The sequence below is a fragment of the Povalibacter sp. genome, assembly GCF_036520495.1.
In the GTDB taxonomy this organism is placed as follows: Bacteria; Pseudomonadota; Gammaproteobacteria; order Steroidobacterales; family Steroidobacteraceae; genus Steroidobacter.
The window spans coordinates 84,619-110,477 of record NZ_DATDJO010000063.1; the positions used below are offsets into that span (position 1 = coordinate 84,619).

Here is a 25,859-nt window from a genome sequence, read left to right on the forward strand (position 1 = left end):
CGTGGGATTGCGGTTGCGGCCACAACGACCAGCCCCTTCGCATTCCCCCAATAGCCAAGGTCGCTCCGTGCGACGATCCTGCCAGGCGACCGGTCGTACCCAATAACCAAAGTCGTCGCCGTGACCAACAGCATCCGCGTTCTCGTAACCGGCGCCACCGGGGCGCAAGGGGGCTCCGTTGCCCGACATCTGCTGGCAACGGGGCGTTACAACGTGCGGTGTCTGACGCGGCATCCCGAATCCAGCAGTGCCATGGCACTGAAGCAGGCGGGTGCGGAGGTTGCTCGCGGCAATCTCGACGACCCGGCGTCATTGCGTCCCGCACTGCGGGACTGCGACGCGGCGTTCGGGGTAACGAACTACTGCGAACATGGCGAAAAGGAGTTCGCGCTGGGCAAGAACCTGATCGACGCCATCCGGTACAGCAATGTGCAGCACACGATCCTGAGCACGTCGCCACACACCAGACTGCTCTCGGGAGGCCGGCTCAGAGTGCCGCATTTCGATACGAAGGCGCACATCGAAGAGTACGCGCGCGAGATGGAGCTACCGGCGACGTACCTGCACGTTGCCTTCTATTATGAAAATTTCCTGAACCATTTCCCGCCGCGACGGCAGGCGGATGGGACATACGTGTTCGGCTTCCCCCAAGGCACGACGCCGCTGGCGGCAATCGCGGCCGCGGACATCGGCGGTATCGTCGCGGCGATTCTCGGGGAGTCTTTCTGGTATCGCGACAAGCTCATAGGCGCTGTCGGCGATGATCAGCGGGCCGACGAATACGCACAGATCATGGCGCAGACGCTCAATCGCAAAGTCGAATACCACTACATCGATCATGCAACGTTCGCCGCCATGGCATTTCCAGGCGCGGCCGATCTCGCCAACATGTTCGAGTTCAACCGCCTCTACGTACCGAACCGCAAGGCCGATCTCGCCAAGTCACGTGAGCTCTATCCCGGGCTTCGCAGCTTCGACCGCTGGCTGCGGGGCAACATGGCCGCCCTCGAGCACGCGCTCGACGGTTGAAGAAGCAAGGCTGCAGGTACTGGCTCCAGGCTCCTGGCAAGACGAAAGAATTCGTCCCGGCCCGTTCTGGCCGCTAGCCCATAGCTCAGCCTTCTCTCGTCTTGTCTCCGCCGGCGCCTAGCTCCCTGCTTCGGTGCGACGTTCCCGCAGGAACTCCTTCAGAATCCGCGCGGTGTGGGACTTGCCGCGCACCCGCACCACGTCCTCCGGCGACCCCTGCGCAACGATCGTTCCCCCGCCTTCACCGCCTTCGGGGCCCAGATCGATCAGCCAATCCGCTTCGGCCATCACATCGAGATTGTGTTCGATGACGACCACGGAATTACCCGCGTCGACGAGTCGATGCAGCACTCGGATCAGCTTCTCGACATCGGCCATGTGCAGCCCGACCGTGGGTTCGTCCAGCACATACAAGGTTCCAGTCGTCTTATCACCCGGCAGCGGCGCGACATCGGGCCGGACCTTCGCCAGCTCGGTGACCAGCTTGATGCGTTGCGCCTCGCCACCCGACAAGGTCGGGCTTTGCTGCCCCAATGTGAGGTAACCGAGACCTACGTCCTGCAGCAGACGCAACGCATGATGGATGCGTGAATGCGCTGAGAAGAACTCAACGGCTTCGTCGACGTTCATCATGAGCACATCGCCAATGCTCTTGCCCTTGTACTCGATGGCGAGCGTCTCGTGATTGAAGCGCCGGCCGCCGCAGCTATCGCAGGTCACGCGCACGTCCGGCAGGAAGTTCATTTCGATCCGCCGCATGCCCTGCCCTTCGCACGACTCGCAACGTCCGCCGGAGGTATTGAACGAGAAGCGCGTCGGCTCGAAGCCCCGCATGCGAGCCTCGGTCGTTTCGGCGAACAGTCGACGAATGGCGTCCCAGAAGCCCACGTACGTAGCTGGACAGGAACGCGGTGTCTTGCCGATCGGCGTCTGATCGACTTCGAGAATGCGTCCGATCGAGTCCCATCCCACGATTTCGCGACAGCCGCGCCATTGCGGCTGCTTGCGTCGTTCGCGCAGGGCAGCGCTCAGATTGTCGTGCAGGACGTCGCGCGCGAGCGTCGATTTTCCGGAACCGGAAACACCCGTGACCACGACGAGCCGGCCCAGCGGCACCCGCACATTCTGTTTTTGCAGGTTGTGCAACCGGGCGTCCCGGATCGTCAGCGACGGTGCTCGGGGGTGGATGGGTCGACGCGGCGCAATCGGATGCAACAGCGGATGCAACAGCAATCGACCCGTGACCGATTCCGGTGAGCGCTCGAGTTCCGCCGCGGTGCCCGCCGCAACGACGCGGCCGCCGCGCGATCCGGCGCCAGGACCGAGATCGACCACATAGTCGGCGCGACGGATCGTGTCTTCGTCGTGTTCGACGACCAGCAACGAATTGCCCTTGTCGGCCAGCTTGTCGAGCGTATCGAGCAGAATGGCATTGTCGCGCGGATGCAGGCCGATCGTGGGCTCATCGAGGATGTAGCAGACGCCCTGCAGGTTCGAGCCGAGCTGCGCAGCGAGACGAATGCGCTGCGCCTCACCGCCCGACAGCGTGGGCGCCGATCGCGACAACTGCAGGTAGCCAAGTCCGACGTCCTCGAGAAACTCGAGGCGCGAACTGATTTCCGCCAGCACATCGCGCGCGATCTCCTGCTCTCGCCCCTGTAGCTTGAGCCGGCGGAACTGTTTGCGCAGGTCCGCGACGGACAGATCCGTCGTCGTCGTGATGGACTGGTCGCGGAACAACACATGCCGCGCCGTCGCGTTCAGTCGATGGCCCTCGCAGTCCTCACAGGTCAGCGATTCGCCGTCGAAACCATCATTCCATGCACTCTCCTCACCGCTCTGCTCGGCATCGAAGCCGTCCATCGCGATGCCGGTGCCATAGCAGCCTTCGCACCAGCCGAGCTTGGAGTTGAACGAAAACAGGCGCGGATCCAGTTCGGCGAAGCTGCTGCCACAGGAAGGACACGCGCGAGTCGTCGAGAACAATTGCACGCGCCGATCGCCACCCGCTCCGCTCACCTTGAGCGCACCGACTACTCCTTTGCCATGCTCGAGCGCGACGGTCAGCGCCTCCCGCAGTTCGCGTTCGGATTTCGCTGCGACCGTTAGGGTCGCAACCGGCAGTTCGATGGAATGCTCTTTGAATCGATCCAGCTTCGGCCATTTGCGCGTGGAAAGCAGCTCGCCATCGACCCGCAGCTGCTCAAAGCCTTTCTTCGCGGCCCAGGCCGCCAGATCCTTGTAGATACCCTTGCGGGCGATGACGAGCGGCGCCAGCAGCGTGAGGGTCGCGCCTTTGTAGTCCTTGAGAATACGGGCCACGATGGCATCGAAGCTCTGCGGCTCGATGGCGACTTCACAGGTGGGGCAATACTGCGTACCCAGCTTCACGTAGAGCAGCCGCAGGAAGTGATAGACCTCTGTCAGCGTGGCCACTGTGCTCTTGCGTCCGCCACGACTGGTGCGCTGCTCGATCGCGACCGTCGGTGAAATACCGAAAATCGCATCGACGTCGGGACGCGATGCCGGCTGCACGAACTGCCGCGCATACGCATTCAGCGATTCGAGATAGCGGCGCTGCCCCTCGCCGAACACGATGTCGAAGGCCAGTGTCGATTTGCCGGATCCCGAAACGCCGGTGACCACCGTGAAACGATTCCGCGGCAGCACCACATCGATATTCTTCAGATTGTGCTCGCGGGCGCCGTGGATACGGATCGATTCGTCGACGCGGTAGGCAGGACCAGCATCGGCGACCGCACTCTGCGGCTTGCTTGCGGTAAGCAGCCAGTCGCCAGCGGCTTTTGCGTAGTCTCGCAGCGCCTTGCCAGTGTGCGATGTGGCATGGTTCGCGACATGGACCGGAGCGCCAATCACGACGACTTCGCCGCCGGCATCGCCGCCTTCCGGACCCAGATCGATGAGCCAATCCGCCGCACCGATGACATCGAGATTGTGCTCGATGACGAGCACCGTGTGTCCGGCGGCAATCAGCTGCCGGAATGAGCGCAGCAGTTTCGCGATGTCATCGAAGTGCAGGCCGGTGGTCGGCTCGTCGAACAGGAACAAGGTGCCGCCGTCCTTCGACGACGCCTTCTCCGCCAGGTGACCGGCGAGCTTCAGGCGCTGCGCTTCGCCGCCCGAGAGCGTCGGCACCGGCTGCCCGAGCTTCAGATAGTCGAGACCGACATCCGCCAACGGCTGCAACGTGGCGAGCACGTCACGCTCGCCCGCAAAGAACTCCACCGCCTCGTGCACCGTCATGTTGAGCACGTCGGCAATGCTCGGCGCGTTCTGCTGGCGAACGCGGGTGAGCTTGATCTCGAGAATCTCCGCCCGGTAGCGACTGCCGCTGCAATCCGGGCAGCGCAAGTACACATCCGAGAGGAACTGCATCTCGACATGTTCGAACCCATTGCCGCCGCAGGTGGGACAACGGCCATTGCCCGAATTGAAGCTGAAGGTGCCGATCGTGTAACTGCGCTCCTTCGCCACGGGCTCCGCCGCAAACAGTTTGCGAATCGCATCGAAGGCGCCGACATAGCTCGCCGGATTCGAACGCGTGGTGCGGCCGATTTGCGCCTGGTCGACCATGACGACGGCGCTGATCTGTTGCGCACCGTCGATCGCGTCGACGCTTCCTGGCATTTCCGTCGGTTTGCCGAAGTGCTTGCGCAAGGCCGGATACAGGATGTCCTGGATGAGCGTGGATTTGCCTGAGCCGGAAACGCCAGTCACTGCCACGAGGTGTCGCAGCGGGATGTCCACGTCGATGCCTTTGAGGTTGTGCTGACGAGCGCCGCGGATCCGGATCGCCACCTCTGTGTCTATCCGGGACGGTGGTGCGGACTCCGTCACCTGCCGGCGACCGAGCAGGTAATCCGCCGTCAATGACTTGTTCGCCGAGTGCAGTTGCGCGGGTGCGCCGTAAAAGACGATTTCGCCGCCGCGCTCGCCGGGGCCAGGACCGATATCGAGCAACCGATCGGCAGCCTGCATGACTTGCGGATCGTGTTCGACGACGACCAGCGAGTTGCCCGCCTCCTTCAGCCGCCGCATGACACCGATGACGCGACCCATATCGCGCGGATGCAGGCCGATCGACGGCTCATCGAGCACGAATAGCGTATTCACCAGCGACGTACCGAGCGCCGTCGTCAGGTTGATTCGCTGCACCTCACCGCCCGAGAGCGTGCGCGACTGTCGATCCAGAGTCAGGTAGCCGAGGCCGACATCCATGAGATAGCGCAGACGCCCGCGCACTTCGCGCAGGACCAGATCCGCCGCTTCGTCGAGCGGCGCGGGCAACGTCAGCGCATTGAAGAATTCGCGGCAACGATCGATGGGCAACAGCATCAGTTCGTGGATGCTGAGGCCCGGCAATGACTGCAGGACGTCGTCACTCCACTGCACGCCCGTCGGACGGAAGCGCTCGAAATGGCCAGCCGACTTCGCGTGCGCTGCTGTACCGAGTCGCCACAGCAAGGCGTCCGTCTTGAGCCGCGCGCCATCGCACGTTTCACAAGGCGTGTACGCGCGATACTTCGACAGCAACACACGAATGTGCATTTTGTACGCGCGGGTCTCGAGCCACTGGAAGAAACGGCGCACGCCGTACCAGACCTGCTTCGACCAGTCGCCCTCGCCTTCCAGCACCCAATCGCGCTGTGCCTGCGTCAACGCATGCCACGGCGTATCGGTCGGAATGCCACGCTTGCGCGCAAAACGCATCATGTCGTCCTGGCATTCGCGGTACGACTCCGTCTGCCAGGGCCGGACCGCGCCGCCCGCCAGCGTCTTGTTCTCGTCCGGCACGATCAAGCCGAAGTCGATACCGATGATGCGACCGAAGCCCCGGCAACTCTCGCACGCGCCCAGCGCCGAATTGAACGAGAACAGGCTCGGCACCGGCTCCTGGTAATGAATGTCGCAGTCGGGGCAATGCAGATCGGAGGAGAACTTCCAGACGCTCGCAGGCGTCTGTTCCGACGCTGCGAGCGCATATACGGACATCCGACCTTGCCCGACACGCAGCGCCGCTTCGATCGCTTCGCTCAGTCGCGCCGAATCTGTGACATCGAATCGCAGGCGATCCTGAATCATCTCGAGGACGACGCGCGTGCGTTCCTGCGGCTGCTTCTTGCTGGTCTTCTTCTTCGGCTGCGGCGGTGCCGGAACTGCGCTTTCGTGCCGCGCATGGATACGTGTATAGCCCTGCTTCTCCAGCAGTCCGATGACCTCGGCCTCGACAAAGTTATGCGGCACCGTAACGGGGAAGGTGACTAGCAATCGAGGTTCGGTCTCGCCCAGCGCCGCAACGCGGGCTGCGATCTCCTGACGTATCGTCTCCGCCGAATCGCGCTTCACCTGCCTGCCGCAGCAACGGCAGTGCAACTGCGCGGCCCGCGAATAGAGCAGCTTCAAGTGATCGTTGAGTTCCGTCATCGTGCCGACCGTGGAACGCGAGGTGCGCACGGGATTGGTCTGATCAATGGCGATGGCCGGCGGAATGCCGTCGATGCGATCGACCTGCGGCTTGTCCATGCGGTCGAGGAACTGCCGCGCATACGGCGAGAACGTCTCAACGTAACGCCGTTGCCCTTCGGCATAGAGCGTGTCGAACACCAGCGAGGACTTGCCTGAACCGGAGACGCCGGTGACGACGATCAGTTCATTCGTCGGCAACTCGATATCGAGGTTCTTGAGATTGTTCTGGCGTGCGCCGCGAATGACGATGGAATGGGACATGACTGCCTGCGGACATGACGCCGCTGGATGAGGAAACAAGCTAGGGGGATTGCCGACGTGAGCCGGCCGCACGCTTCGATTGTAAGCCAGTCGTCCAGTAACGACCGGCAGCGGATGCATTGAAACGCAAAAACCTGTCAGGAGGTGGCAGGGATTCGTCGATCAGGCCGCCAGCGGCGGCAACGGGCAATGCAATGCTGCACAGACAGCACGCAGCAGTTCGGCCTCAGGCACAGTGAACCGACCATCGTGGCCAATTGTCTTGACCAGCCCCTCGATCAACTGTTCCTTGCCGACGGGCACCAGCTGATCCAGCCGGCTCAGGGCCTGATCGAGCTGGACGGGCCAATTCGTGGCAACCGCATACGCTGGGCGCTCGCGCGGCAACAGGTAGTGCATGCCCGCTTCGTACGCCCGTCGCGCTTCGCTCTCCTCCGCATGGCCGTGACGCGCGAGCACCGCGAACAGGATCTGCAGATCGCCAGTCACAGCATTGAGCAGCAGGCGACCCGGCCGGCCGCGCGGATCCAGATCGTCGCGCAGATGCACCTGTGCCAGTTTGCGCAGCACATAGGTCTGCAGCGACATGCCGCCTTCCCGCTGCAACATTCCATTGAGGCATGCCATCAGCTGCATGCGCTCCTCGCGCGTGAGCTGCCGCAATGCCGGGAATGCGTGCATCAGCACTGGCATGCGCTGCTGCGGCTGCAACCCATCGACATCGTCCTGCAACGACTCCATTGCCGTCGCCACGTCAGCACCGAGCTGACGAGCAATGAACACCCGTTGCCGTTCTCGGTGGCCGGATGTCCATCCAGCGCCAGCGACAGAAACAGGGCACGCGCCGAACCCGGATGACGCCCCGCGACGGAAAGTGTTTCGGGCAGCGACTGGCGGATTTCCTGCGCCGCCTCCATGTGCAGCGTGCCCGGGTTGCCGACCAGCTGCGACACGGCGCCGGCCGCAGCAGGAATGTCCAGGAGCTCCTGGAGCTTCTGTACGGAAGAAACAGCCTCCGCTTGCGGTGATTGCCCCGACTCGCGTCGTTGTGCGGCCAGTTTCTCGCGAACCTGCGCGAATTCGCGCTTGTCGAACTGTGGATCGATGGCCTTCAACCGATCTTCCAGCGCCGGGTGCGTCGCGAAGAACCGCGAAATCCCAGGCGCGAACAGCATGTGCGCGACTTCTTCGACCTCCGGATTGCCGATCCGCGAACCGGCATCGCCGGCGCCGATCTTCACCAGCGCACCCCGCAGTCCGTGCGGGTCGCGCGTGAACTGGATGGCCGACGCGTCTGCCAGCGATTCACGGCTGCGCGAAACGGCGGCCTGGATCAGGCGACCGAAAAACAGGCCGACGTAGCCGACGATCAGCACGACGAACGCCGCGAACAGGATGAACGCGACGCCACCGCCTTTCTTGTTACTGCTGCGACCGCTCGGCGCAAAGCGCAGGACCGTACGCGCAATCAGCGCGATGACCAGAAGTCCGAACAGCAGGCCCATGAGCCGCATATTCAGCCGCATATCGCCGTTGAGGATGTGGCTGAACTCGTGTGCGATCACGCCTTGCAGTTCGGCACGATTCAGCGTCGTCAGCGTGCCGCGTGTCACGGCAATCGCAGCATTCGCAGGATTGTGACCTGCTGCGAAGGCATTGATGCCGACCTCCTGCTCGAGCAGGTACACCTCGGGCATGGGTACGCCCGCCGCAATCGACATCTCCTCGACGACATTCAGCAGGCGTCGTTGCAAGGGATCGGTCGTGTCGGGCGATACGCGTACGCCCCCGAGGGAGCGTGCAACGACCCCGCCGCCGCCATTCAACGTCACTGTCTTGTAGAGACTCGACAAGCCGATGATGCCGATCACACTGAGCGTCGTGACGATCACGACGCCCGGATGAGCGCCGAGCCACTCCCTGTCGGGAAGCATCAATCCGGCGCTGCCGGGCTGCGCCGATGCGAGCACGGTGAAGAGCACGAAGTCCACGGCGATCACGACGGCAATGATCGCGAGCGCGAACAGCGCGATGAGTTGCCGCGACACTCGCCGCGTCTCGGCCTGACGTTGGAAGAAGTTCATTGTTGGCTGGCTAACTGGCCGACCGGCTCACTGGCAAACCGGCAAGAGCTGCCATCTCTGGCCGGTTAGCCAGTTGGCCAGTGAGCCGGCTAGCCCATTCTCAGCCAAAGCTCACCTGCGGCACCTCACGCTTCTGCGGCGATTCGATTTCGAGCAGTTGCGCGGGCCAGAACGCGAACATGCCGGCGATGATGGTGTTCGGGAACACTTCGCGCGTGTTGTTGTAGCCCATCACTGCATCGTTGAACGCCTGCCGCGCGAACGCGACCTTGTTCTCGGTGGTGGTGAGTTCTTCGGACAGCTGCATCATGTTCTGGTTGGCTTTCAGGTCCGGATACGCTTCGGCCAGCGCGAACAGGCGACCCAGCGCGCCCGTAAGCGCGTTCTCGGCGCCGGCCAACTGCTGAACAGCAGCAGGATTGCCCGGATTGGCGGCGGCGCCCTTCAATCCGCTCACCGCGGCGTTGCGGGCCGTGATCACGGCTTCGAGCGTCTCGCGCTCGTGCTTCATGTAGCCCTTGGCGGTTTCGACCAGGTTGGGGATCAGGTCGTAGCGACGGGTGAGCTGCACGTCTATCTGCGCGAACGCGTTCTTGTAGCCATTACGGGCTGTGACCAGCCGGTTGTAGATCGATACGAAGAACAGCAGCACCGCTGCCGCGACGATCAGGATGACCCAGCCCATGCGTAACCTCCCATTGAACGTCCAAGCGTCACTCCCGCGAGAATACCGGAGTTGGCGAGCCGACGAAGCGTCCACCGGTCAACCGCGGCCTGCTACCGGTTAGCAGCAGTGGCACTTACTTGGCGCGTGGAGTGGGGATCTCGAATCCGAAAAAGCATCTCCACGGGGTACACGGGGAACATGACCGGAGGAAATCTTCGGTTCTTCTTCGCTGACGCCACTACGATCGCTCCTCGCCCGCCTCGAGCGCTGCCTGCAGGCGCTGCGCAGCTCCGCCCGATTTCACTTCCGCGGCCAGCCATTCATTCACGCGAGCGGCAAATGGGCCATCCTGCGGCAGCAGGATCGCCTTGTCGCTGTGCGTGAAGGTCTGCGGCGTCGCGCGACACAGGCCAGGACGTTTGCGCACCTGCAGCTCGACCTCGACATCGTCGGTGACCATGACGTCGGCGCGACCGGCCAGGATCTCGTCGAAGATGTTGCGATTGTCCGGATGCACGGTCAGGCGGGCACGCTGCAGGCGCTCGCGGACGAACTGTTCGTTGGTGCCGCCCGGATTCACCACGACGCGCACCCCGGGCCGATCGATTTCAGCCACCGTGTCGAACTGCGCCTGCTTGCCGCAGCGCACGATCGGCGTCTTGCCGCCGTGCTGGTACGGCGCCGAAAACGCGGCGATGGCTGCACGCTCAGGCGTGATGCTGATGCCGCTCATTGCCAGATCGAATCGACCGGCGCGTAGATCCTGCATCAAGGTCGGCCAGGTGGTGCGCACGAACACCGGCTGCAGCTGCAGTGCTTTCGCAAGATCGAGCGCCATCGCAACGTCCGCGCCAGTCAGCGTTCCGCCAGCATCGCTGCTGAAAGGCGCGTAATCGCCCGTCATGCCGATTCGCAGCACGCTTGCGGCCTGCAATCGCGGCAACGCCAATCCCTCCGTGCGGCGCAACGCGCCCAGCGCCTGCACCAATCTTTGGGCATCGGCCTCACTGACGCGACCCGCGAGCGCCGCGGGGCGCACACGAGACCCGAGATCCTCCGTGCGTGCGGCGAAATCCGCTAGCTCGAACTCCGGCAGGGCGAGATAGATCTGCTGCAACAGCCGCGAGCCTAAGTCATCCAGCGCCGGGCGCAGATCCCGATTCAGATCGCGCAACGGCTCGGGCGGCAACGCTCCCTGGCGCCACGCATCGATCCACTGCGATTGCACGTCACGCGCCAGCTCTATCTGCAGTGTGAATAGCGTGCGAGCCGAAGATGCTTCGATTCCCAGAGCAGTGGCGCGCGCCACCGTTGCATCGAGCACCGCCTGCTCACGTGCCGTATCCGTGATCGGCATGGACCGGGCATGTTTCCAGGCGGCAACGAACTGCATCAGCTCCAGCCGCTGCGCCATGAGATCAGCGACCTCGACGACTGCCTGCTGCGAGTCGGCGAAACGAACGTCATCGGCACGCGCAGTGAAGGCGCACAGGACTGCAGTCGCGAGATAGAGAATTTTCTGGAGCATCGCGTAACGATGCTCGCCACGCACCCCTCATTCAAGTGGGCGCGCGTATTACTCCGGTCGCATTGGCGTGATTACTTGCCGATCGGCGCAACCATCTCGAGCAGACGACTGAGCAGCGACGGCTTCAGCCCATCCACTTCGAGCGATTCGTTCTGGCGCGGAATGTCGTTGAGATGCAGCTTGAATTCATCCTCGATCTCCGAGGACACGAACGCATACATCGGCGCCGAACGCGCGGCTGCACGGGGAGCCTGCTGCGGCGCCTGCGTGCGCGCTGCACTGGCAGCACTCTGACGAACCTGTGAACCGGCGGCGCTCATCGGACTCTCCCTGCATTCCTGACAACGATGGACGCAACCAGCGTAGAGGATTGCAGCGCAGTGTCGCGTGAGCTGGGTCACGTTCGCCGTTCGCAGAATGCTGGTCACGTCGCTGACGACTGTGGCATGTTGGTTCGCGTACGCAACAATTGCCCAAAACCGATAGCTATCGCCAATTATGTTCAGCCCGAGTCGCCAGCTGCAGACTGTGCATCCCATGCAACGTGTAGTCCACGCAGCAGGATCTGCCGTACTCGCGGCCTGCCTGCTGGTCGGATGCTCGAAACCCGCCCCCGTTGCGGCGGACGATGAATGGTCGCTCGATCCCGGCAATACGCTACGCGCCGACGTGAAAGCCGGCGGTGTGGAAGCGACCTACACGGCGCATTTCGATGGTCCGCACGTGCAGCGCATCAGCGAAGTGCGCAAGTCCGGTGCCGGCAATGCCGCGAAGGGAGAGTATGAATTCCATGGCGCACGCCTGACTCATTACACAGGCGCGGCGCTGCTCGGTGCGCAGCAGATCGAACTGACATTCGATCTGCAGGGCGCGCTGGTGTCATCGAGCGGTGCGAGCGAGGCCGAGATGGCGGCGGTCCGCGATCGCGCCTCACTATTGCGGAGCCTCGCACTTACGCGGCGCAGCACGCAGTCACACGGCGGCTGACGCCTCCTGCGGCAGCGAGATCTCGCATCGAGGCCGCCGTCCGGGCGGTTGTGGCACGCGGATCGTGGCAATTTCACTGACCTGCAGTGCACAAAACCCGCGCCACCGAATCAGGCCGCAGTGCACCGCGCCCCGGAACCGCGGAATTGCACCCGGCGTTCTGCAGGGGAACGTAGTCCAGCTCGTCGCGACAAGACGGGGATCCGCAGGGGCGGACTGAATGGGCGTTCGCTGCCGCAGCGGCCGGCAATGATCAACCGCTGCACTCACATCACAGGAGATTCTCCATGAAAACACTCATCACTGTTGTCAGTGCAACGCTGCTATCCGTAGCGGCCATGGCCGGCGACGAAATGACCAAGACCACCGCCGCAACGTTCGAGGCACTGGACAAGAACGCCGACCAGCAGATCAGCAAGACTGAAGCGGCTGCGGAGAAGAGTGTGTCCGATGGCTTCGCCAGTGCAGATATGAATGGCGACGGCTACCTGAGCAAGTCGGAGTTCATGGCGCACGGCAAGTCCCACGACAGGACCAAGTCGTAATGCCAGGGCGGCCAGGGCGGTAACCTGCATCGGTCATGTTCGTGATGGGCCCCGGCGTGGTGACATGCCGGGGCCTTCTCATGCACAGTCCTTGCGTTGAACCCGCCTGCTGCGGCCCAATCCAGGATTCTTCCCAGAATCGCGGAGTAAGTTGATGCCCCTTCCCTGGCTGCAGATCGTGCAACTCGTGCCTTCCATTCTCGATGTGTCGCGCGAACTGCTGCGTAAATCCAAGCGCCTGCCTGCGCCGCCCGTGACCCCCGGCGACGGAAACACTGATGCGGTGGCCGTGCGCCTTGCCCAGCTCGAGGAGAACGAACAGCGGCAGGCCGAACTGATCAGTCAGATGGCAGAGCAGATCGCCAACCTCACCCGCGCGGTGACGGCGTTGCATCGTCGCGCTATCTGGCTCACGGCGGGAATGAGTGCAGCGATCGTCGTAGCGGTGATCGCGATCGTGCGATAGGAGCAGCTTCGCTGCCATCACGAAAGGCAAATACCTCATTGGTCGCTCCCGCGCAGGTGGGAGCCCATCTCGTCGCGACCCGAAGAATGGATTCCCGCGTCCGCGGGCCATGACTACCAACCAGGAAATCGATCCGGTCCTCAGCTACTGATTCTTCGCGTTCTGATACAGCTGCTCGACCTTCGGCACCGTGGCCTGCAGGTCGCGAATGCGCGAATCGCTCGACGGGTGCGTGCTGAAAAACTCCGACTTGGAGCCGCCGCCGAGCTTGCCCATCTTCTGCCATAGAGTGATCGAGGCGTCGGGGTCGTAACCGGCCCGCGCCATCAGTTCCAGACCGATGCGATCGGCCTCGGCTTCCTGTTCGCGGCTGTGCGGCAGTGTGAAGGTGACGGCAGCCACCTGATCGGCCAGCGCCATGGTGGTATTGCCAGCCCCCGTGGCAATTGCGAGTCCCGCCAGGGCAAGTTCCTGCGCGCGGGTCCTGGATATCCGCTCGCGCGAGTGTTCGCGCAATGCGTGGGCGATCTCGTGCCCGATGACGGCGGCGAGTTCGGCGTCAGTGGCATGCAACTGATTGATCAGGCCGGTGTACACCATGATCTTGCCGCCGGGCATGCAGTACGCATTCACGTCGTTCGTCGTTTCGACATTCACTTCCCACTTCCAGTTGGCCGCATCGGGGCGAAAGACCGTGGTCTGCGGAATCAGTCGCTTCGAGATCGCCTGCACCCGGTTATAGGCGCCCTTATCCGCGTTCAACGCGCCCTTCTGGCGTGCCTTGTCGAGTTCCTGCTGATAGGCAACCTGCGCGCCTTTTTCGACCTCGGCTTCGGATACCAGCATCTGCTGCTTGCGCTGGACTCCGATGGCGCCGGGCTGAGTGGTCTGGACGGTCTGGCAGGCGGCGGCCAGCAGGGCCACCCCGGCAATGATGAGTTTCTGAAGTATTCGCATACCTTGGTTCCGACTGCGCTGGCGGGAAAACGCTCCGTACAGTGCGAGGTTCCTGTTTCTCAGGGTTTGGGTTCGGGCCTGGCTTCCGCGGGATTGCCCGTTGCGACGAAACGCGCCAGGCGCCTGACCTGGTTGCCGACGACTTCGTCCACGATCGGCGCCCAATCGGCTAACGGCCGGTCCGCAAAGCCACCGACGTTATAGGTCACCGTGATGCGCGAGCCGCCGCCTGCGGCTTCGAGCTGCCATGTCAGGGCGCCAGACACTCCGAATTCCTGCAGGGGGCCAAGGGCGCCGACCAATCGCAGCGTTTTCGCCGGCTGCGCATAGACGACGCGCGCGTGCTCGAGCCCGGCGTACAGGCTGAGCTTCTCGCAGAAGCAGCCGCCCGCGACCGGATCGAGGCTCAGGTTGCGCGAATCGCCGGAATAGGTGTGCTCCGGATCCCACCACTTGCCGATGTCGGACAGCGCGGCCCAGACAGTAGTGGGAGGTACACCGGCGGCTTCGGCGACATGGCGCAGATTGAAACCGTTCGGTGCGGCATTGACGATCTCTGCGTGGACGGGCGGCATGACGGCCGCTCCCAGAGCGACGGCCACGATCCATCGACCTGTGATCGAGCGAAGCATTGGTTCCTCCCGCTGCGTTCTGATTGACCGTCCCGGCCCGTGCGCAGGATACCAACACGCGGGTCGATCCTGAGGAAGGCTACGGATTGAAGTGAGGAGGCTTTCTCCGTCTGGCCAGCGGCCAATAGCCAGTGGCCGACCGTCGGTGAGCTTCCAGGGTTCGACCGCAGCGCAAAGTGGGGTAGCCTTCCGGGCCCTGCCACACCCCCATCGAGAGGCCGGCCATGGCATTGACTGAAAAGATCGTCGATTACCCGGACGCAGACACTGCGTGCAAGGGCTTCCTGGCGTGGGACGACGCCAGACCCGGTCCACTGCCGGCGGTCCTCATCAGCCATGCCTGGGGCGGACGCCAGGAAGTGTTCAATCAGAAGGCTCGCGACCTCGCCCGGCTCGGCTACGCGGTGTTTGCGCTCGACATGTACGGCGAGGGTCGTACCGGCACCACGGTCGAGGAATGCAGCGCGCTGATGCAGCCGTTGGTCGCCGACCGTGCGTTGCTGTCGCGCCGGATCAATGCGGCCCTCGCCGCCGTGGGTGGGCTACCGCAGGTTGATTCGCGCCGGATCGCCGCCATGGGTTACTGCTTCGGCGGCCTGTGCGTACTGGACCTGGCGCGCAGCGGCGCGAAGGTGCGCGGCGTCGTCAGTATCCACGGCCTGCTGAAAGCGCCCGCCGGCGTGGCGCGGGCGCCGATCGTCGCGAAAGTGCTGGTACTGCACGGTCACGACGATCCGATGGCGCCCGTCGAGGACGTGATCGGATTCGAGAAGGAAATGACAGCGGCGAATGTCGATTGGCAGCTGCACGCCTATGGCCGCACCAAGCATGCATTCACCGATCCGCACGCGAACAATCCCGACCTCGGACTCCTTTACAACCCGGACGCCGAGCGGCGTGCGTATGTTTCCCTGCTGAACTTCCTGGAAGAAGTGCTGCGTTGACTCGCTGCTCAAAAGCTTGAACAGGATGTTCAATCCTTTGATGCCGGACTAACAGTGCCCACTACGGTAACTACATGAAGAAAGCTTCCCGCAAGACAGCGGCTTCGAAATCACGCGCGGTCGAGCCCCCAGTCACTGAAGAACAGGCACAGCTGGCGGTTCGCACGCTGCTGCGCTGGTCCGGTGACGATCCCGATCGCGAAGGCCTGCGAGACACGCCCGCCCGCGTGGTGCGCGCGTATCGGGACTGGTTCTCCGGCTATCACATCGACCCGGCCGACTACCTGCGCCGCACCTTCGAGGAAGTCGAAGGCTATGACGAGATGATCGTCCTGCGCGGCATCGAGTTCGAGTCGCATTGCGAACATCACATGGCGCCGATCATCGGCCGCGCACACGTGGGCTATCTGCCGACCAACAAGGTAGTGGGCATCAGCAAACTCGCGCGTGTCGTCGACGGCTACTGCCGGCGCTTCCAGGTGCAGGAAAAAATGACAGCGCAGATCGCGCGTTGCATCGACGAAGTGCTGAAGCCGCGCGGCGTCGGTGTCGTCATCGACGCTTCGCACCAGTGCATGACCACTCGCGGCGTGCACAAGCGCGGCGTGTCGATGGTCACCAGCAAGATGCTCGGCGATTTCCGCGACGATGCCCGGACGCGCGCTGAATTCCTGCGCTTCATCGAGATCGACGGCTCGACCTGAGATGCAGCAGCGAGGCGCTGTTGATTTAACAGTTGCCTCGCGCCCTGCGGCTTGCCGTAAGGGTCTTCCCTAACGGCACACATCGCCGTTGCTGTAGCGATGACGGCTGTGACGCAGTTCTCGCAGTCCGCACAGCGCCGGCCCTAGCATCGTCTCGTCTCTGGTCGATAGCCTGGGTCGAGAGCATGCAGAGCCGCGCGTCCGTAGCGAGCGCGGAGGCGGAGCCGGACGGAAGTGAGCGCGTCAGTACGGATCGAGCCTGCCCGAAACACGGGACGGGCTGAGCACATCTCCCTCGAAGCGTCGACCGACGTCGATGCGCCTGCACGTCAACCGTATCGCCGCACCCTCTCGACGTACACGCTACGCAGCAAGCTGCGCGGTTGCGCCACGGAGATCCGCATCCTGCAGGATCACTTCCTCGCCGTGCAGTACCAACGCCCGGGCGAGCCCGCAAAGAAATTCACGCTGGATCTGCGCTTCGCCAATCCACGCCCGGTGCGGGTCCGCAGCATCGCATGGGTATGTCTTGCCGCTGCGATCACGCTGGGACTCGCATCAGCCGCCGCATTCGTCTGGGCCAGCCTGACCGCAACGACATTGTGGACGCATCCGGGATTCATCGGCGGCGTCACCGGCAGCGTCACGACGATCGTGGCGGTGTATGCGTTCCTGCGCCGCACGACCGAATCGTTGCAGTTCACCAGCGTTCACGGCAATGCCGTACTGGTGAACATCGTCGGCGGCATCGGCGCTGCCAAAGCCGGCAAGGATTTCATCGTCGAGATCATCAAGAACATCAGTGCTGCGAAACAGGTTCGCGCTCAGGCGCCGGCGCATTTCCTGCGCGATGAAATGCGCGAGCATCATCGGCTGCGCGAGCTGAATGTCCTGACCGAACAGGAATACGAAGCCAGCAAGGCGAGGATTTTGTCTCAGCATCGTTGAGACAGAAGATCGGCTAACTGGCTCACTGGCTCACTGGCTCACTGGCCGACTGGCCAATCACAGAAAGAATCGCGGCTTTTATTCAGGCCGGTTGGCCGGTTGGCCGACTGGCTGGCCGGCTGGCCGGCTGGCTCACTGGCTCACTGGCTCACTGGCCGACTGGCCGACTGGCCGACTGGCCAATCACAGAAAGAATCGCGGCTTTCCTTCTGGCCAGTCGGCCTGGCCAGTGAGCCAGTGAGCCAGTTAGCCAGTTAGCCAGTTAGCCAGTCTTCAACGAATCAACATCGATCTGCGCCCTCACCGGCAGATGATCCGACGCCCGCCGCGCCGTCTCGCTGCGATGAACCGTCACCGACTGCAGCGCGATGCGCGGCTTCACCCAGATCCGCGTGAGTGCAAGACAGGGAGCGAATGACGGGAAGCCGACCGGCGCGGGCGGTTCGCCGAATGCGCGATGCGCTTCCCTGAGCGTCGCTGCCGGTCGATACCACTCGTTCATATCGCCGAGCAGGATCGTCGGCATGTCCGGCGGCGCCTCGGCAAGATGCGACATCAGCGCCCGCCATTGAACCTTGCGCTCGCTGCGACGGAGCCCGAGGTGCGTCGCAATCACTCGCAGCGGCGCACCCGCCACTTCCACTTGAATATCGAGCGCGCCGCGCGGCTCGAACCACGAATGACTGAGATCGTGACGACGTACGTTGAGCACGGGCAGGCGCGTCACGATGGCGTTGCCGTACTCACCCGTGTGACGCACGATGCGCAGGCCCGGCACCGCCGTCATGTCCATGTCGCGGGCGAATCGTTCGAGCTGCAGGGATTCCTCGTGATCGCCGGGCTGGTTATCCACTTCCTGGAGCGCGTAGAGATCGCAATCCAGTTCCTTGAGGACACGCACGATGCGCCCCGAGCTGCAGTGCCGATCGAGACCCACGCCGCTGTGAATGTTGTAAGAGGCGACGCTGAGCGTGGCACCGGCATCCATGCGGCGCGGCGCGGCGGCGTCAGGCTTCGCGGGCGCGACCGACACCATGATTCGCAGAGATTCGTTGCTCCCCGACGCCATCCGCGCCCGCGCGCAGCTGCCTGGCCGACGTCAGCAACCAGCGCCGCACCCACCAGGTTGCAAGGGCGGTCGCCAGCAGCACTGAACCGAGCAGCCAGTAGTTGATGTGACCGGATTCGATCAGTGCTCCGTGCAGCTGATCGCCGAACACCGTTGCCACCAGCGTGCCAGGCAGCATGCCGATCGCAGATCCGAGCAGGAAGTGCCACAACTTGATGCCGACGGCGCCGGCCACGACGCCCTCGACACTGAACGGCGCGAGCGGCACCAGACGCAATGCGGTGATCGCGATAAGGCCGCGGCGACGCAGCACCTGGATGATGTCGTTGAGCTTGCGTCCCGCCAGGCGCCGCACCGTATCGCGGTCCAGCTGCTGTCCCGCGGCATACGTGCTCCAGGCTGCGAACTCGAGTCCGAGCATGGCGTACGTGAATCCCAGCCACGGACCGAACGCCACCACCGCGAACAGCGTGATGGGAGCGCGCGGGAACATCACGAGGCAGGCGGGCGTGTAGGCCAGAATGGTCACGATGGGCGCCCACCACAGACCACCGAACGCCTGCGCCCAGGCGATGATGCGCTGCGCATCCAGCAGCTCCGACAACGGCGTCAGCTGCCATAGCGCGGTGAGACCGATCAATACGCCGGCGATGAGCGCGATCTTGCCCCACGCCGGACCAGCAGGCGCACGGGCCGGCTCGGCAGCGTCGTCCGCACTGAAAATTTTCGCGAGTTCGCTCAGTCCGACCGGGCGTTCCGGATCCGCGACGCTCAGGACATTGAGAAGGCCCTCGGACGTCTGCGCTCCGCCTTCGAGATCGCGCAGCGTACGGCTGTCCTGCTGCAGCTCGACGAGCGTGGAACACAATGAACCGGTTCGACTGATCACTTCCTGCACCCGCTCCGGCGGCTGCCCCAGATGCTCGCCGAGCAGTGAGGCGCGCAGCGCACGAATCGCTTCCTGCACGTCCTCACGGCCATCGGCCGCGATCGTCAGATCGCATTCGGTATCCAGTCCCATGGAACGATTGGCGATATTCGCGGAGCCGATGCGCACGATCGCGTCGTCGACGATGATCATCTTGGAGTGAATGTCGATGCAGGTGCCTTCCGTGAGCCCTTCGATGTACGGATAGACGACCTTGAGACGACCACGGCTGTCCGCCGCTTTGAGCCGCTCGATCAAACGCGTGCGCAGCGCTTCCATCGTCAGTTCTTCCAGCCAGCCGTGACTGAGCTTGCGCAGCACCAGGATGATCTCGGGACCCTCGGGTTCGGCGAGCCGCGCCTCGATGGCCGCACCGATTTTTTCAGCGGTGAAGTACTGATTCTCCAGGTAGATGCTGTGGCGCGCGGCGGCAATCATGTCGATATACAGCGCCTCGACTTCGCGCGTGCCGCTGTGACCGTTGACGGGCGGCGAAGTACGCGAGATGGCCACGGGAACGTCGCAGATATCGGGCGCGAGTTCCTCGGGCCAGCGCGATTCGGCCCGCTGCTTCACAGCGCGCTGGCGCCGCGCCCAATCCATCCGGCGTGGCGCGGTTGGCGGCCGCAGCCTGTCACCCGTCGCGATGCGCCAGCGCTCGCGCACCAGGTCACCGAGAGCACGCGCGGCATCGCCCTCGACCGCCATCATCATGTCGTGGAACGGCGGATACGGCATGCCTTCGTACTTGCGAAGCCGGTCGTGCGCGTCGTGCGCGCACGTGTCCCAGCGTCTGCATGTGAGATCGATGCCGCCGTTGAACGCGACGTTATCATCGATCACGACGACCTTCTGATGGTGCGAACCGCCCACCGGGTGCGTGTTGTCGTACCGAAAGTGCACGCGTCGATGTGGCTTCCAGCCAAGGCCGTAGATGGGCGCCCACTCGCGATCCATGCCGAAGATCATGGGGTAGTCCCAGATCAGGATGTGGATCTCGAGATCGCGTCGTTCCTGGGCCAGCCGGTTCAGAAAGTCCCCGAGCTCCAGATCGCAATCGCTCCCTTCCCCGCCGCACAGGATCCGGGTGCGACTGTGGAAATCCCAGCCTGCGATCAGGATCGAACGCTGCGCCTTGCGCGCCGCTGCAACGAACGCTTTGAAATACGCATCACCGTCGACCAGGAATGCCGCGCGCGTCGCCTGCTCGACGCACCAGCAATTACGGCCGGGCTCGAACGAGAACGCTGCGTCCGAGGGCGCATCACTGAGCTTCCGATTGCTGCTTCCCGCTGGCATTTGTCCGTAAACGTTTCACCATCCTTCCAGTTCCGGAACCTGAAACCCGCAGAAAGATATCCACGGGACCACGGAACGGAACGATCGCTGTACTTCCTACCCGGTGTTCCCCGTGATCCCCGTGATCCCCGTGGAACTTCTTTTTTAAGCCTTCAGTACCCGCGACTGACATCCACGACGGACAGCATCCGTTCACCGGCGATGTAGCGGCGCAGATTCTCCTTGGTGACCGTCACCTGCACGGCGACGCCAAGATCGGAGTCGTTGGAGACGTGCGGGGTGATGATGACGTTGGGGGCCTGCCAGAGCGGGTGGTCGGGAGGCAACGGCTCGGGGTCCGTCACGTCGAGTCCTGCACCAGCAATCTGCTGGTTCTTCAGGGCGGCGACCAGCGCATCGGTATCGACGCTGCCGCCGCGCCCGATATTGATGAAATACGCGCCCGGCTTCATGCGGCTGAAAAAGGCAGCGTTGAAAATACCCTTCGTCTGCGGCGTGAGCGGGGCCGTGTTCACGACGAAATCCGCATCGGCCGCCAGCTTCGGCAATTCTTCCGGCAAGCCCACGTAACTGACGAAGTCAGGACCGGTGCGGCCGCTGGCGCGGGTTGCGATCACTTTCATTTCCATGCCGTGGGCACGCTTCGCCACTTCGCTGCCGATACCGCCCAGTCCGACGACCAGCATGGTCTTGCCCTTGATGACTTCCATGCGGCCTGGCGGTGTCACGCGGCGCCACTCGCGTTTCGCCTGCTGCGGGATATACAGATCGAGCCCCCGCGTGAACGCGAGCGTCATGGCCATGACGTGCTCGGCAATGACCGGACCGCCGATGCGCTGCATGTTGGTCAGCAGAATATCCCGCTCACGCACGCCCGGCACCGACACGCAGTTCTCGACGCCTGCGGAGACCAGGTGGATCCACAGGATCGATTTACCCGCCTCAAGAACTTCCGCGGAGCACACGCCGAACGCGGCATCGGCGTCCTTTGCCTGGACAGCGGCCTGATCGGGTTTCGCAGCAATGAATTCGATATCGGGATAGTCGCGTCGCAACTCGTCGATCATCTGGGTGACAGAGCCACCCACGAGGATCTTCTTCGGTTTGCGCCAGCCGGGCCGCACCTTCGCCGGTTGCTGCGACTGCTCGAGTTGGAAACGCTGGATCACCTGGTCGGCGGTCTCTGCAGCACCCGTGTGCGCAGACGCCAGAATGGTCAGTACTGTCAGCAGGCGGCATGCAGATCGGAACATCGTCCCCTCCCCATTCGGCTTGCGAATGGGGAGAGTAGCCGATTGCGATGTCCGTGCTCAGTCCCGCGCGGGAACTACACCAGCACTCGCTCGATGCCGCCGCTGTTCGCCGCCTTGACGTACTCGGGCAGCCACTCCGCGCCGAGGATGTGCCGGGCGATCTCGACGACGATGTAATCCGCCTCGGTCGACGCATCGTCGTTGTAGCGCTTCAGGCCCTGCATGCACGATGGGCAGGACGTCAGGATCTTCACCTCGCCCTTGAAACCATCGGCGCGCAGTTTCTCGGCGCCCGCCCGCATCTCTTGTTCCTTGCGGAAGCGGACCTGCGTGGCTATGTCCGGGCGGGAAACGGCGAACGTGCCCGACTCGCCGCAGCAACGATCGTTTTTCTCGACCTTGCCATTGAGCTGCGAGTTCATGAGCGTGTTCACGACCTTGAGCGGATCGTACTGCTTCATCGGCGTATGGCACGGGTCGTGGTACATGTAGCGCGTACCCGTGACGCCTTCGAGTTTCACACCGCGTTCCATCAGGTATTCATGGATGTCGATGATGCGGCAGCCGGGGAAGATCTCTTCGAACTTGTACCCCTGCAGCTGGTCGTAGCACGTGCCGCAGCTCACCACCACCGTCTTGATGTCGAGGTAGTTGAGCGTGTTGGCGACGCGATGGAACAGCACGCGATTGTCGGTGATCATTTTCTCGGCTTTCTCGAAGTCGCCGGAGCCGCGCTGCGGATACCCGCAGCACAGATAGCCCGGCGGCAGAACGGTCTGCACGCCGACGTGCCAGAGCATCGCCTGCGTTGCGAGACCGACCTGCGAGAACAGTCGCTCCGAGCCGCAGCCCGGGAAATAAAACACCGCCTCGGACTCGCTGCTCGTGCGCACCGGGTCGCGAATGATCGGCACGTAGTTGCGATCTTCGATATCCAGCAAGGCACGCGCGGTCTTTTTCGGCAGTCCGCCCGGCATCTTCTTGTTGACGAAGTGCAGCACCTGCTCCTTGAACGGCGCTTTACCCGTCGTCGCGGGCGGCCGCTTCGTCTGCGCCGAGGTGAACGCGCCCAGCGCGCTGTTCGCCAGCCGCTGCGCCTTGAAACCCCAGTCGATCATCGCCTTGCGGGTCAGCTTGATGGTTTCGGGGTTGGTGGCGTTGAGGAACAGCATCGACGCCGCGGTACCGGGATTGAAGCGCTTCTTGCCCATGCGACGCAGCAGGTCGCGCATCGCCATGGACACATCGCCAAAGTCGATGTTGACCGGACACGGCGTCACACACTTGTGACAGACCGTGCAGTGATCCGCGACGTCGGAGAATTCATCCCAGTGGCGCAGCGAAATGCCGCGACGCGTCTGCTCTTCGTAGAGGAACGCCTCGATCAACAGCGAGGTGGCGAGAATCTTGTTGCGCGGCGAATAGAGCAGGTTCGCGCGCGGCACATGCGTCGCACACACCGGCTTGCACTTGCCGCAGCGCAGACAGTCCTTGATCGCATCCGAAATGGAATTGATGTCCGACTGCTGCATGATCAGGGACTCATGTCCCATCAGGTTGAAGCTCGGCGTATAGGCGTTGCGCAGATCGCCGCCGGGCAGCAGCTTGCCCTTGTTGAAGCGGCCGTCCGGATCGATGCGATCCTTGTAGCGACGGAACTCTGCGGTTTCCTCCTCGGTAAGGAACTCGAGCTTGGTGATGCCGATGCCGTGTTCACCCGAGATCACACCGTTGAGATTGCGTGCGATGCCCATGATGCGTTCGACGGCACGATTCGCTTCCTGCAGCATCTCGTAGTCGTCGGAGTTCACCGGAATGTTGGTGTGCACGTTGCCGTCGCCGGCATGCATGTGCAGCGCCACCCATACGCGGCCGCGCAGCACGCGCTTGTGAATCTCTTCGGCCGACTGCAGCACTGGAGCGAACGCGCCACCGACGAACAGGCGCCGCAGGTGAGAGCGCACCTCGCTCTTCCACGACGTGCGGATCGAACGATCCTGCACCAGATCGAACACGATGAGCGCAGGCTCCGCTTCGACCCGCTTTTCGAAATCGCCGCGCATCGGCGCAAAGCCGAGATCACTCAGTGCAGGCAGCGCCTGCTGCACGGGCGTGTCGAGATTGTCGAACAGGTATTGCCAGCGCGCGCGCGCCCCGGCCAGCACCTGCTGTGCCTGTTCCTGCCGATCGCCGAGCAACTCCTGTCGCGAAGCCCGCTCCATGTCGGGATCGTCGACCTTGCCGAGTTCCAGTTCGCCGGCGAAGTACGTTTCGAGCTGATCGAGCGTCTGCAGCTTGTTCTTGAACGACAGCTCGATGTTGATGCGCTCGATGGCGTCGGTGTAGTCGCCCATGCGATCGAGCGGGATCACCACGTCTTCATTGATCTTGAAGGCGTTGGTATGCCGGGCGATGGCTGCCGTGCGCGAACGATCGAGCCAGAACTTCTTGCGCGCATCCGGGGCAACGGCGACGAAACCCTCGCCGGAACGTGCATTGGCGAGTCGCACGACTTCCGAGGTGGCGCGGGCCACGGCATTCTCGTCATCACCGACGATATCGCCGATCAACACCATTTTCGGCAGCGTGCCGCGCTTGGACTTGGTGGCATAGCCGACGGCGCGCAGATAACGCTCATCCAGATGCTCGAGACCTGCAAGCTGCACACCGGTGGTCTGCGCTTCGCGATCGAGGAACGTCTTGATCTCGACGATGGATGGAATCGCATAGCGCGCATGGCCGAAGAACTCCATGCAGACGGTGCGGATGTGCTTCGGCATCCGGTGCAGAACCCAGCGCGCCGAGGTGATCAGGCCATCGCAGCCTTCCTTCTGCACACCCGGCAATCCGCCGAGGAATTTATCGGTGACGTCCTTGCCCAGGCCGACCTTGCGGAACGTGCGGCCTTCGATATCCACGCGCGCCGTGTTGATGACGCGAGCGCGATCGGGTGTCTCACGGCCATCTTTCCAGACCAGATCGAACGAAGCGACCTCGACTTCGTGAATCTTGCCGCGGTTGTGCGCCAGGCGCGTGACCTCGAGCCAGTTGCCTCCCGGATCGACCATGCGCCACCAGGCGAGATTGTCGACCGCGGTGCCCCACAACACGGCCTTCTTGCCGCCCGCATTCATCGCCACGTTCCCGCCGATACAGGACGCATCCGCCGATGTCGGATCGACAGCGAACACGAAGCCGGCCTTTTCCGCCGCATCCGACACACGCCGGGTCACGACACCTGCTTCGGTGAAAATCGTCGTCACCTTGTCGGCGACGCCCGGCAGATCGGTCTGCTCCACGGCATCGATCCGCTCGAGCTTTTCCGTGTTGATGACGGCCGACATGGCCGTCAGCGGAATCGCACCGCCGGTGTAGCCGGTGCCGCCGCCGCGCGGGATCACCGTGAGACCCAGTTCGATGCAGTCACGCACCAGCGCCGGGATTTCGGTCTCCGCATCCGGCGACAGTACGACGAAAGGAAACTCGATACGCCAGTCGGTTGCATCAGTCACATGCGAGACGCGCGCAAATGCATCGAAGCGGATGCAGTCATTGCGTGTGTGACGTTCGAACAGGCGTCGCGCGCGCTTGCGCAGCGTTACGACCCGGTCGAACTCGGCAGCGAAGGATTCGACGGCCGCGCGCGCCGCGATCAGCAACTGACCCACCTTGGCATCGCGTTCGGCGTCGGCCGGTTCGCGCCGGCGCTCGACTTCGTTCAGACGGTGATGCAGCGCCTCGACCAGCAGGCGGCGGCGCTTGGGATTGTCGATCAGGTCGTCCTGCAGGTACGGGTTGCGCTCCACGACCCAGATGTCGCCCAGCACCTCGAACAGCATCCGCGCCGAGCGGCCGGTGCGGCGCTCGCCGCGCAGCTCGCCCAGGAGGTCCCACAACTCCCGCCCCAGCAGGCGGATGACAATCTCGCGGTCCGAGAACGACGTGTAGTTGTACGGGATCTCGCGCAGCCGCGGCGCCGCGGCCTGCGGTTCTTCCAGATCGAGAAAGCGGTCGGTCAGCGCGTTCATCGGAACGTCGATTCTACCGCAGCGCAACATACGTCCGGCGGGT

19 protein-coding genes are annotated in these 25,859 nt (G+C 63.4%); 7 read left to right on the forward strand and 12 right to left on the reverse strand.

All coding sequences use genetic code 11. The annotated features are described in order from the left end of the window. Positions 1 to 120 precede the first annotated feature (120 nt). Complete coding sequence (locus VIZ63_RS21635; protein WP_331611880.1) at positions 121 to 1,029, forward strand: NmrA/HSCARG family protein; 909 nt, start codon at positions 121 to 123, stop codon at positions 1,027 to 1,029. Between the two features lie 117 nt (positions 1,030 to 1,146). On the opposite strand, the gene uvrA is transcribed toward VIZ63_RS21635, so the two are convergent. From uvrA to VIZ63_RS21665, 6 genes are all read right to left on the reverse strand, one after another. Further along, positions 1,147 to 6,777 carry an excinuclease ABC subunit UvrA gene (gene uvrA, locus VIZ63_RS21640; protein WP_331611881.1) on the reverse strand — a complete coding sequence of 1,877 codons (5,631 nt, stop codon included), beginning with the start codon at positions 6,775 to 6,777 and terminating at the stop codon, positions 1,147 to 1,149. Between the two features lie 162 nt (positions 6,778 to 6,939). Beyond that, on the reverse strand, positions 6,940 to 7,518 hold the full coding sequence (locus tag VIZ63_RS21645; protein WP_331611882.1) for a hypothetical protein: 579 nt from the start codon (positions 7,516 to 7,518) through the stop codon (positions 6,940 to 6,942). Continuing rightward, positions 7,458 to 8,861, reverse strand: coding sequence for a M48 family metallopeptidase (locus tag VIZ63_RS21650; protein WP_331611883.1), 1,404 nt, complete (start codon positions 8,859 to 8,861; stop codon positions 7,458 to 7,460). The genes VIZ63_RS21645 and VIZ63_RS21650 overlap by 61 nt, the downstream gene beginning before the upstream one ends. A 100-nt stretch (positions 8,862 to 8,961) precedes the next feature. Next, the gene (locus tag VIZ63_RS21655) at positions 8,962 to 9,546 is read right to left on the reverse strand and encodes a LemA family protein (protein WP_331611884.1); all 585 of its coding nucleotides are present in this window, start codon (positions 9,544 to 9,546) and stop codon (positions 8,962 to 8,964) included. 220 nt (positions 9,547 to 9,766) lie between these two features. Further along, entirely contained in the window at positions 9,767 to 11,056 is a 1,290-nt protein-coding gene (gene aroQ, locus VIZ63_RS21660) for a gamma subclass chorismate mutase AroQ (RefSeq protein ID WP_331611886.1), read from the reverse strand. Positions 11,057 to 11,127: 71 nt separating this feature from the next. Then, positions 11,128 to 11,376 carry a hypothetical protein gene (locus tag VIZ63_RS21665; RefSeq protein WP_331611887.1) on the reverse strand — a complete coding sequence of 83 codons (249 nt, stop codon included), beginning with the start codon at positions 11,374 to 11,376 and terminating at the stop codon, positions 11,128 to 11,130. Positions 11,377 to 11,593: 217 nt separating this feature from the next. Between VIZ63_RS21665 and VIZ63_RS21670 the strand changes: the two genes are divergently transcribed. The 3 genes from VIZ63_RS21670 to VIZ63_RS21680 all read left to right on the forward strand — a co-directional run bounded on the left by VIZ63_RS21670 (position 11,594) and on the right by VIZ63_RS21680 (position 13,054). After that, the gene (locus VIZ63_RS21670) at positions 11,594 to 12,043 is read left to right on the forward strand and encodes a hypothetical protein (protein WP_331611888.1); all 450 of its coding nucleotides are present in this window, start codon (positions 11,594 to 11,596) and stop codon (positions 12,041 to 12,043) included. A gap of 287 nt (positions 12,044 to 12,330) precedes the next feature. Then, positions 12,331 to 12,588, forward strand: coding sequence for a hypothetical protein (locus VIZ63_RS21675; RefSeq protein ID WP_331611889.1), 258 nt, complete (start codon positions 12,331 to 12,333; stop codon positions 12,586 to 12,588). 154 nt (positions 12,589 to 12,742) lie between these two features. Further along, positions 12,743 to 13,054 (forward strand): hypothetical protein, encoded by a 312-nt coding sequence (locus VIZ63_RS21680; RefSeq protein ID WP_331611890.1) that lies wholly within the window; start codon positions 12,743 to 12,745, stop codon positions 13,052 to 13,054. 144 nt (positions 13,055 to 13,198) lie between these two features. Here VIZ63_RS21680 and VIZ63_RS21685 read toward each other — a convergent pair whose 3' ends face one another. Next, on the reverse strand, positions 13,199 to 14,011 hold the full coding sequence (locus VIZ63_RS21685) for a M48 family metallopeptidase (protein WP_331611891.1): 813 nt from the start codon (positions 14,009 to 14,011) through the stop codon (positions 13,199 to 13,201). A gap of 59 nt (positions 14,012 to 14,070) precedes the next feature. Then, entirely contained in the window at positions 14,071 to 14,643 is a 573-nt protein-coding gene (locus VIZ63_RS21690; protein WP_331611892.1) for an SRPBCC family protein, read from the reverse strand. A 224-nt stretch (positions 14,644 to 14,867) separates the two neighbouring features. Here VIZ63_RS21690 and VIZ63_RS21695 point away from each other — a divergent pair, with 224 nt between their 5' ends. The 3 genes from VIZ63_RS21695 to VIZ63_RS21705 all read left to right on the forward strand — a co-directional run bounded on the left by VIZ63_RS21695 (position 14,868) and on the right by VIZ63_RS21705 (position 17,239). Continuing rightward, positions 14,868 to 15,587, forward strand: coding sequence for a dienelactone hydrolase family protein (locus VIZ63_RS21695; protein ID WP_331611893.1), 720 nt, complete (start codon positions 14,868 to 14,870; stop codon positions 15,585 to 15,587). Positions 15,588 to 15,661: 74 nt separating this feature from the next. Next, the gene (gene folE, locus VIZ63_RS21700) at positions 15,662 to 16,291 is read left to right on the forward strand and encodes a GTP cyclohydrolase I FolE (RefSeq protein ID WP_331611894.1); all 630 of its coding nucleotides are present in this window, start codon (positions 15,662 to 15,664) and stop codon (positions 16,289 to 16,291) included. Positions 16,292 to 16,525: 234 nt separating this feature from the next. Further along, positions 16,526 to 17,239 carry a hypothetical protein gene (locus VIZ63_RS21705; protein WP_331611895.1) on the forward strand — a complete coding sequence of 238 codons (714 nt, stop codon included), beginning with the start codon at positions 16,526 to 16,528 and terminating at the stop codon, positions 17,237 to 17,239. 262 nt (positions 17,240 to 17,501) lie between these two features. Here VIZ63_RS21705 and VIZ63_RS21710 read toward each other — a convergent pair whose 3' ends face one another. The 4 genes from VIZ63_RS21710 to VIZ63_RS21725 form a co-directional block, all read right to left on the reverse strand. Then, positions 17,502 to 18,275, reverse strand: a complete 774-nt coding sequence (locus tag VIZ63_RS21710) for an endonuclease/exonuclease/phosphatase family protein (RefSeq protein WP_331611896.1) — start codon at positions 18,273 to 18,275, stop codon at positions 17,502 to 17,504. Beyond that, complete coding sequence (locus VIZ63_RS21715; protein ID WP_331611897.1) at positions 18,247 to 20,535, reverse strand: VTT domain-containing protein; 2,289 nt, start codon at positions 20,533 to 20,535, stop codon at positions 18,247 to 18,249. Before VIZ63_RS21715 ends, VIZ63_RS21710 begins: the two co-directional genes overlap by 29 nt. 152 nt (positions 20,536 to 20,687) lie before the next feature. Further along, a complete protein-coding gene (locus VIZ63_RS21720) occupies positions 20,688 to 21,788 on the reverse strand; it encodes a D-2-hydroxyacid dehydrogenase (RefSeq protein WP_331611898.1) in 1,101 nt (366 codons plus the stop codon). A 74-nt stretch (positions 21,789 to 21,862) separates the two neighbouring features. Then, on the reverse strand, positions 21,863 to 25,816 hold the full coding sequence (locus tag VIZ63_RS21725) for an FAD/FMN-binding oxidoreductase (protein ID WP_331611899.1): 3,954 nt from the start codon (positions 25,814 to 25,816) through the stop codon (positions 21,863 to 21,865). Between the last annotated feature and the right edge of the window lie 43 nt (positions 25,817 to 25,859).

What these genes read in the sequence shown, in the direction of transcription:
- uvrA (WP_331611881.1), bottom strand. Translation starts at nt 6,777, where the DNA reads ATGTCCCATTCCATCGTCATTCGCGGCGCACGCCAGAACAATCTCAAG.
- VIZ63_RS21645 (WP_331611882.1), bottom strand. Translation starts at nt 7,518, where the DNA reads ATGGAGTCGTTGCAGGACGATGTCGATGGGTTGCAGCCGCAGCAGCGC.
- VIZ63_RS21650 (WP_331611883.1), bottom strand. Translation starts at nt 8,861, where the DNA reads ATGAACTTCTTCCAACGTCAGGCCGAGACGCGGCGAGTGTCGCGGCAA.
- VIZ63_RS21655 (WP_331611884.1), bottom strand. Translation starts at nt 9,546, where the DNA reads ATGGGCTGGGTCATCCTGATCGTCGCGGCAGCGGTGCTGCTGTTCTTC.
- aroQ (WP_331611886.1), bottom strand. Translation starts at nt 11,056, where the DNA reads ATGCTCCAGAAAATTCTCTATCTCGCGACTGCAGTCCTGTGCGCCTTC.
- VIZ63_RS21665 (WP_331611887.1), bottom strand. Translation starts at nt 11,376, where the DNA reads ATGAGCGCCGCCGGTTCACAGGTTCGTCAGAGTGCTGCCAGTGCAGCG.
- VIZ63_RS21670 (WP_331611888.1), top strand. Translation starts at nt 11,594, where the DNA reads ATGCAACGTGTAGTCCACGCAGCAGGATCTGCCGTACTCGCGGCCTGC.
- VIZ63_RS21675 (WP_331611889.1), top strand. Translation starts at nt 12,331, where the DNA reads ATGAAAACACTCATCACTGTTGTCAGTGCAACGCTGCTATCCGTAGCG.
- VIZ63_RS21680 (WP_331611890.1), top strand. Translation starts at nt 12,743, where the DNA reads ATGCCCCTTCCCTGGCTGCAGATCGTGCAACTCGTGCCTTCCATTCTC.
- VIZ63_RS21685 (WP_331611891.1), bottom strand. Translation starts at nt 14,011, where the DNA reads ATGCGAATACTTCAGAAACTCATCATTGCCGGGGTGGCCCTGCTGGCC.
- VIZ63_RS21690 (WP_331611892.1), bottom strand. Translation starts at nt 14,643, where the DNA reads ATGCTTCGCTCGATCACAGGTCGATGGATCGTGGCCGTCGCTCTGGGA.
- VIZ63_RS21695 (WP_331611893.1), top strand. Translation starts at nt 14,868, where the DNA reads ATGGCATTGACTGAAAAGATCGTCGATTACCCGGACGCAGACACTGCG.
- folE (WP_331611894.1), top strand. Translation starts at nt 15,662, where the DNA reads ATGAAGAAAGCTTCCCGCAAGACAGCGGCTTCGAAATCACGCGCGGTC.
- VIZ63_RS21710 (WP_331611896.1), bottom strand. Translation starts at nt 18,275, where the DNA reads ATGGTGTCGGTCGCGCCCGCGAAGCCTGACGCCGCCGCGCCGCGCCGC.
- VIZ63_RS21715 (WP_331611897.1), bottom strand. Translation starts at nt 20,535, where the DNA reads ATGCCAGCGGGAAGCAGCAATCGGAAGCTCAGTGATGCGCCCTCGGAC.
- VIZ63_RS21720 (WP_331611898.1), bottom strand. Translation starts at nt 21,788, where the DNA reads ATGTTCCGATCTGCATGCCGCCTGCTGACAGTACTGACCATTCTGGCG.
- VIZ63_RS21725 (WP_331611899.1), bottom strand. Translation starts at nt 25,816, where the DNA reads ATGAACGCGCTGACCGACCGCTTTCTCGATCTGGAAGAACCGCAGGCC.